Raw genomic sequence first — 6,442 nt, 5'->3', positions numbered from 1 at the left:
CTTTTATTTTAATGTAGATGGTATAGAGAAGACAGTTTCTATAGATAGGGAAAAATTTGTGGTTAAAGATGGTAAAGCTGTTGAAAAACCTGATTGTTGGTGTAAAACTAGTAGGAGACTTATAGAAAAGATTTGGTATGATAATTATAAACCTTCGATGAGTGATTTTATATCAGGTAAAATTAGATCGAATGATCCATATTTATTAAGACGCTTTATGGAGGCATTAGGTAGAAAAGTATAATATTAATTGTTATTAAAATATGCAATATTATTGCATATTTACATATTTTTTGAGGGCAATATAAATGAGTGAAGAAGTATTATATGAAAAAAAAGATAATCTTGCATTTATAACATTAAATAGAGCTGAAAAATATAATACCTTTAATCTAAATCTAGCCAAAAAACTAAACGAATATCTTATGGCAGCTGATAATGACAAGGATATAAAATTGGTTATTATAAACGCCAAGGGGAAGCATTTTTCATGTGGAATTGATATGAAAGAATTTAAGGACAGGGATTATAATGAGATGAAATCTGTTGTTAAATTGATGGATCTACATAATCACACTATAACTAAGATGTCAAAGGTTGTTATAGCCTCGGTGAGAGGCTACGCTTTAGCCAATGGTGCTGGCTTATCTTTTGCTTCCGATTTTACTATTGCTTCAAATAATGCAATCTTTGGTACAACAGCTATCAATGTTGGGCTTTTATGTCTTGGGCCATTAGTACCATTAACAAAAATTGTTGGAAAAAAAATAGCACTGGAGATGATTCTAACAGGTAAGATGATATCAGCTGAAGAAGCGTTTAGATTGGGTATTGCCAATAAAGTTGTATCAGATGATGAATTGGAGACGGAAACCCTAAATTTTGCAAATGAAATAGCCTCAAAAAATCAAGAATCAGTTAGGTTAGGTAAATATGCTATAAATACTATAATGGATATGCCATATCATTATAGTTTGGATTATATGAGTGAACTATTTTCTGGTTTAACCCAAAATGAGGATGCAAAAAAGGGGGTTGAGGCTTTTTTAAACAAAAAGAAATAAAATTATTTGTATTTAGGACTTTTCATCTTTATATACTGCCAGTGGTGAAAATGATTGACAAGTAGGCATTATTTCAATTCTATTTACGTTTACATGTTCTTGTAAATTAACCAGAAAATAAATAATATCTGCAATATCTTCTCCTTTGAGGGGTTTTGTGCCTTTATAAAGCTTACTTGCTTTTTCAGTATCTCCCTTATACCTTACAATAGAAAATTCTGTTTCAGATAAACCAGGCTCAATGTTTGTTACCCTTATATTTCTTCCTAACAGATCAGCTCTTAAGGCTAGAGAGAATTGTTTTATAAATGCTTTTGAAGCACAATAAACATTTCCACCTGGATATGGATAGGTGCCAGCAATTGATCCGATATTTATAATATAACCTTTATTTCTCTTAACCATTATAGGTAAGATTAATTTTGTTAAATATATTAAACCTTTTATGTTAGTATCAATCATTGTTAACCAATCTTCAAGACTTGCTTTGTCAGCTTTTTCTATACCTAATGCTAATCCTGCGTTGTTTATTAAAACATCTATGTCTTTAAAGTTTTCAGGCAATTCTTCTATTAAGTTTTTAATTTGGTCAAAATCTCTTACATCTAATTGTTTATAATAAATATTTGCGGAATCTTTATATTTATTGTAAAACTCCTCTAATCTTTTTAAGCGTCTTGCCAGTATTATTAGATTATCTCCATGATTAACAAATTTTTCTGCTGTTGCATAACCAAAACCTGAAGAAGCCCCACTGATTAATATTGTTTTTTTCATATAATCCTCCTTTGATATTATATTTAATATAAATTAATTTTATTATATCTTTTTTAAAGACTTGATTCATTAATAATTTAATATATAAGATATATAAACTATATGGAATTAAACCGAAGAGAGTTTATTAAAAACTTATCTATTTTATTATTTTCTATATGTACCTCAAATTGTGCTAAAGATCCTATAACAGGTGAAAAGGTATTTTCTTTTTTAGACAAGAATGATGAAATAAAAATCGATAAAGAAAATGCAAAATTTCAATTTTCTGCTGATTATGGTAAGGTACAGGATATTAAATTAAATAGTTACATTGAGAGTGTTGGAATTAAATTAGCAAAATTTTCTCATAGGCCAGATATGCCATACTCTTTTAGGGTGGTTAACGCAGTCTATGTTAATGCCTACACTTTTCCGGCAGGTAGCGTTGCAATAACAAGAGGAATGATTATTAATTTGAATTCTGAGGCTGAGCTTGCTGCAGTTTTAGGGCATGAGATTGGACACGTATCTGCAAGGCATACGGCAAAAAGAATGAGTAAGGCTGTTTTAATTAGTGGAATACTTACTGGATTGATGATATATCTAAATGTAGAGAACAATCCCTTTGTGCCTGTTGTAAGTTCTGCTGCAAGTCTTGGTTCATCAATTTTACTTGCAAGTTATAGCAGAAAAGATGAACTGCAGGCTGATGCTTTAGGGTTAGAATATATGATAAATGCAGGGTATTCGCCTGAAGGCATGTTAGAGCTTTTTAATATGTTGATGTCTCTTGAAAAAGATGAACCTAGTCTATTAGAAGTTATGTTTAGTACCCACCCAATGAGTGAAGAGAGGTATAATAATGTAAAAGATATAATATCAAAAAAATATAATAATAAACGTGAATATGTAATAGGTAGAGAGAGATTTATGGACAACACAGCCTCACTTAGAAAAATAAAGGAGGCCATAATGCTTTTACAAAAAGCAGCAAAATTTATGTCGAGTAATAAATACGTTGAGTCTAAGAAATACATTAAAAAGGCTTTAAATATAGCTCCAGATGATTATGTTGGTCTTGTTTTTATGGCAATTTGTAACTATCATTTAAACTCTTATGATGAAGCATTGAAATATACTAATTTAGCTGAAGATGTCTATCCTGATGAAGGCCAGGCTCATTTTTTAAAAGGCTTGATTTTAATTAAATTGGAAAAATACGAAGAAAGCTTGAAAAGCTTTGACAAGTATAATGAAATATTGCCAGGTAACCCAGAAATATTGTTTTATAAGGGATACTGTTTTGATAAGATGGGAAGATATGATGAGGCAATTAATTATTATCTATCTTATCTAAAGAAGGTAGATAGAGGTGAAAATGCTGATTATGCAAGAAAAAGATTGCAATACTTAAGATATAAAAAAATATTCTCATAGGAATAATTATAATTTAATTATATTTCATTTATTTTTTTCTGTCAGGGAAAATCAAAGAAAATATTACTGCTGAAATAAAAGATATAGGAAAGCTGATTAGTCTTACAGTAATAATCTCTTTATCAAAACCTAATGACACCCATAATATGGTTACGCAAAATCCAACAATAAATGCTGAATAGACACCGACTTTAGAGAGTCTCTTCCAAAAAAAGAGTAGGGTAATTATAGGTGCATATATGCTAGTTAATCCTGCCCATCCCCAACTGACAATAGTATATACATATTCTTTTGCATAAAATATTAATAAAATACCTAAAAAACCAATAAATAATGTTGAAAGTCTTGATATATTTAATCTTATTTTCTCTTTAAAATCTCTCTTTTTAAAAAGGATTCTCTGGAGTATATCCTCCGAGATTGCAGAGCTAGCCATAATGATCTGTGAGCTTGCAGTGGACATAACAGCAGCTAGTACTCCAGCTAGTAAAATTCCAGTTAGAAAAGGTGGAGTAAATTGCTGGATTATATAGGGAAATACCATTTCTCTATCATTTACAAAGAGTTCTAGATTACCATATATAGCAAAAGCAAGTAGCCCCAAAAGTAATGCGCCAGCAGAGGTTAAAAAACCCCAGATTGCTGCTATGATAGTACAAGATTTTATTTCTTTTGCATTTCTCACAGCCATCATTCTAACAAAAACATGAGGTATACCACCCATATAACCAAAAAACCAACTTAGATTTACGCCTAGTAATATAAGTGCATCTATACCTACTTTACCACCAAATAGGGATGATCGTCCTGCCTTATCATTAGCTAGAGAGTTGACTATAGATATAGAGGGATCACCAAGTACATTAAATAATATAATTATTGGTAAAATGATTAAGGTGAAGACCATTAATAGTGCCTGAAAGAAATCTGTCCAAACAGAAGTTATAAAGCCACCTGCAACAGAATATGATATAATAATTGTAGCAATTATAATAGCGCTAATAGTTGTATTTAGATTAAATAAATGAGCCACTATTTTACCACCCCCTTCAAACTGGGCACCAACATAGGCTACGAAGAAAACAAAGATAGAAATACCACCTAATACCCTTATAGCATTTGCAGATTCAGGAAATTTCTTAGCTAAATAATCGTTAGGGGTTATTGCATCTGTTTTCTCAGTTTCTTTATAGAACTTTTTTCCATAAAATATCCACTGAAATACTGCTCCACCAGCAGTACCAAGAAGAACCCATATGGTTGATAAACCAAACTCCCATGCTAGCCCAGGTATACCAATTATAATCCATGCTGACATATCTGAACTTCTCTCAGAGAGTGCAAGGGCAAAAGAAGGTAGTTTTCTGCTACCTATATAATAATCCCTTTGGTTTTTCACATTTCTTGCTACCCAAAAACCAAGTAGTAGGGTAAAGATTATATAGCAGATTACAGCAGATAGAAGCTGAATATTAGCACTTGTATTCAATTAATACACCATAAATAAAAAATTGTAAAATTTTATACTACAAATACCTTATTGGCAATGTAGTTATTAGGTTTTCTCAAAATATAGCAGATAATTTTAATGTTATATATTTTTATAAAAAAATTAATTTATTTTTCTCCTAATTTTTTTGATTTATTTGTAGCGGTTAAGACAGCTTCAATTAAATTTATTCTAATACCACCTTTTTCGAGGGCACATATGCCATCAATTGTAGTTCCCCCAGGGGATGTTACCATATCTTTTAGTCTAGCGGGGTGCATGTTTGTTTCTTTTAGTAGTTTTGCAGATCCTAGCATAGTTTGAATTGCTAGTTTAGTAGCAATCTCTCTTGATAAGCCCATTTTTACCCCACCATCGCTTAAAGCCTCTATAATTATAGACATATATGCTGGACCACTTCCAGATAAACCAGTTACTGCATCAAGTAAATTTTCATTAACCTCAACAACTTCACCAATGCTTGAGAAGATAAGTTTAGTTTTTTCTATATCTTTTTTTGTTATATATATGTTGGGTGTTAATACTGTTGCAGCCTCTAAAACCAATGCAGGTGTATTTGTCATACATCTAATAATTTTAACATTTTTACATAATAATTTTTCTAAATAATTGATTGTGATACCTGCAGCTACACTAATAATTAGATGATAGTTTTCTTTTATTTTGTCTTTGATCTCATTTAGAACGCTATCGATTATTTGAGGTTTTACTGCTAAGAAAACAATGGTAGATTTCTCAATAAGTTCAATATTATTGTGAGTTGTATTTATTTTATATTGTTGCTTAATATTATCTAAGGCTTTCTTATTGGTATCGCTTGTATAAATTTTGTTAATATCTATTATTCTTGAATTTATTAGCCCCTTTATTATTGCGCTACCAATATTGCCAGCTCCAATTATACCTATTGCATCATTGTTTAACATTACTACCCCTCTTAAATTTGTTTAATAGTTCCATATTAAATACCTCAATATTAACATCTTTCTTTTTGAGACTAGATAAAAATTTTATTCCTTTATAATAATAAATTGCGTTATTTGACTCAAATGTATGTATATTAATAGGGATATTTTTGTTATATTTATCAATATTGTTCATGAGGTATTTTATAAGTGCATTGGCTTCTTTAACTGATTTCTTTGGTATAAACCTATAACTATTGTCATTATCGTTATAGTCAAAATTTTCCACGTTATTTCTAAATATATTTAATCTGTTTAAGTAAAGTTTTTTTGTTTTTGGTTTATCTGTTTGTGGGATAATAAGTATTAAGCGATCTACTTTATTAAACATTGATATTAAGATAGATAAAAAACAACCAAAGCCTTTACCAATAATGTAAATTGATTTTGTTGTTTTTAATAAGGTGTTATATCCATATTTTAATGATTCATACCAGTCTATAAATGTAAAATGATTTAAATATTTATAATTTGATGAGTGGCCAGCAATTCTTGATATATAAGTAGTATAACCTAGATTATATATATATTTATTATATAGTTGCATATTTTTTGGGGAGCTGCCTAAATCATGGATTATTAATGCACCTACATCATTTTTTTTACCTTCATAAAAAGCTGGCATACTTACTTCTTCTCTTATCCCTTCTGAAAAAGCCCTTTTTATATCTAAAAGTACGATCTCTTGTAAATCAATATCTGTTAGA

Annotated in this window: 7 protein-coding genes; 3 read left to right on the top strand and 4 right to left on the bottom strand. The window is 29.9% G+C overall.

Annotation, left to right across the window (positions count from 1 at the left end):
* A partial coding sequence (locus SVN78_07460) for a hypothetical protein (protein MDY6821440.1) occupies positions 1-244 on the top strand: 244 nt, incomplete at its 5' end.
* Positions 245-308: 64 nt separating this feature from the next.
* On the top strand, positions 309-1,064 hold the full coding sequence (locus SVN78_07455; protein ID MDY6821439.1) for an enoyl-CoA hydratase/isomerase family protein: 756 nt from the start codon (positions 309-311) through the stop codon (positions 1,062-1,064).
* A 12-nt stretch (positions 1,065-1,076) separates the two neighbouring features.
* Here the strand turns inward: SVN78_07455 and SVN78_07450 are convergent, their stop codons facing one another.
* Positions 1,077-1,841 (bottom strand): SDR family oxidoreductase, encoded by a 765-nt coding sequence (locus tag SVN78_07450; GenBank protein ID MDY6821438.1) that lies wholly within the window; start codon positions 1,839-1,841, stop codon positions 1,077-1,079.
* 102 nt (positions 1,842-1,943) lie between these two features.
* Between SVN78_07450 and SVN78_07445 the strand changes: the two genes are divergently transcribed.
* Positions 1,944-3,260 (top strand): M48 family metalloprotease, encoded by a 1,317-nt coding sequence (locus tag SVN78_07445; protein ID MDY6821437.1) that lies wholly within the window; start codon positions 1,944-1,946, stop codon positions 3,258-3,260.
* A gap of 28 nt (positions 3,261-3,288) precedes the next feature.
* On the opposite strand, the gene SVN78_07440 is transcribed toward SVN78_07445, so the two are convergent.
* The 3 genes from SVN78_07440 to SVN78_07430 all read right to left on the bottom strand — a co-directional run.
* Positions 3,289-4,749 carry a sodium/proline symporter gene (locus SVN78_07440; protein ID MDY6821436.1) on the bottom strand — a complete coding sequence of 487 codons (1,461 nt, stop codon included), beginning with the start codon at positions 4,747-4,749 and terminating at the stop codon, positions 3,289-3,291.
* Positions 4,750-4,877: 128 nt separating this feature from the next.
* Complete coding sequence (gene proC / locus SVN78_07435; GenBank protein ID MDY6821435.1) at positions 4,878-5,696, bottom strand: pyrroline-5-carboxylate reductase; 819 nt, start codon at positions 5,694-5,696, stop codon at positions 4,878-4,880.
* A partial coding sequence (locus SVN78_07430) for a hypothetical protein (protein ID MDY6821434.1) occupies positions 5,683-6,442 on the bottom strand: 760 nt, incomplete at its 5' end. The genes SVN78_07430 and proC, both read right to left, overlap by 14 nt.

This window comes from Deferribacterota bacterium (genome assembly GCA_034189185.1).
In the GTDB taxonomy this organism is placed as follows: Bacteria; Chrysiogenota; Deferribacteres; order Deferribacterales; family UBA228; genus UBA228.
Note: the sequence above shows the minus strand (reverse complement) of the source record. Positions and strands in the feature narration are given on the sequence as shown.

Excerpts from the sequence above, each read along its gene's own strand:
- SVN78_07455 (MDY6821439.1), top strand. The coding sequence starts at position 309 with ATGAGTGAAGAAGTATTATATGAAAAAAAAGATAATCTTGCATTTATA.
- SVN78_07450 (MDY6821438.1), bottom strand. The coding sequence starts at position 1,841 with ATGAAAAAAACAATATTAATCAGTGGGGCTTCTTCAGGTTTTGGTTAT.
- SVN78_07445 (MDY6821437.1), top strand. The coding sequence starts at position 1,944 with ATGGAATTAAACCGAAGAGAGTTTATTAAAAACTTATCTATTTTATTA.
- proC (MDY6821435.1), bottom strand. The coding sequence starts at position 5,696 with ATGTTAAACAATGATGCAATAGGTATAATTGGAGCTGGCAATATTGGT.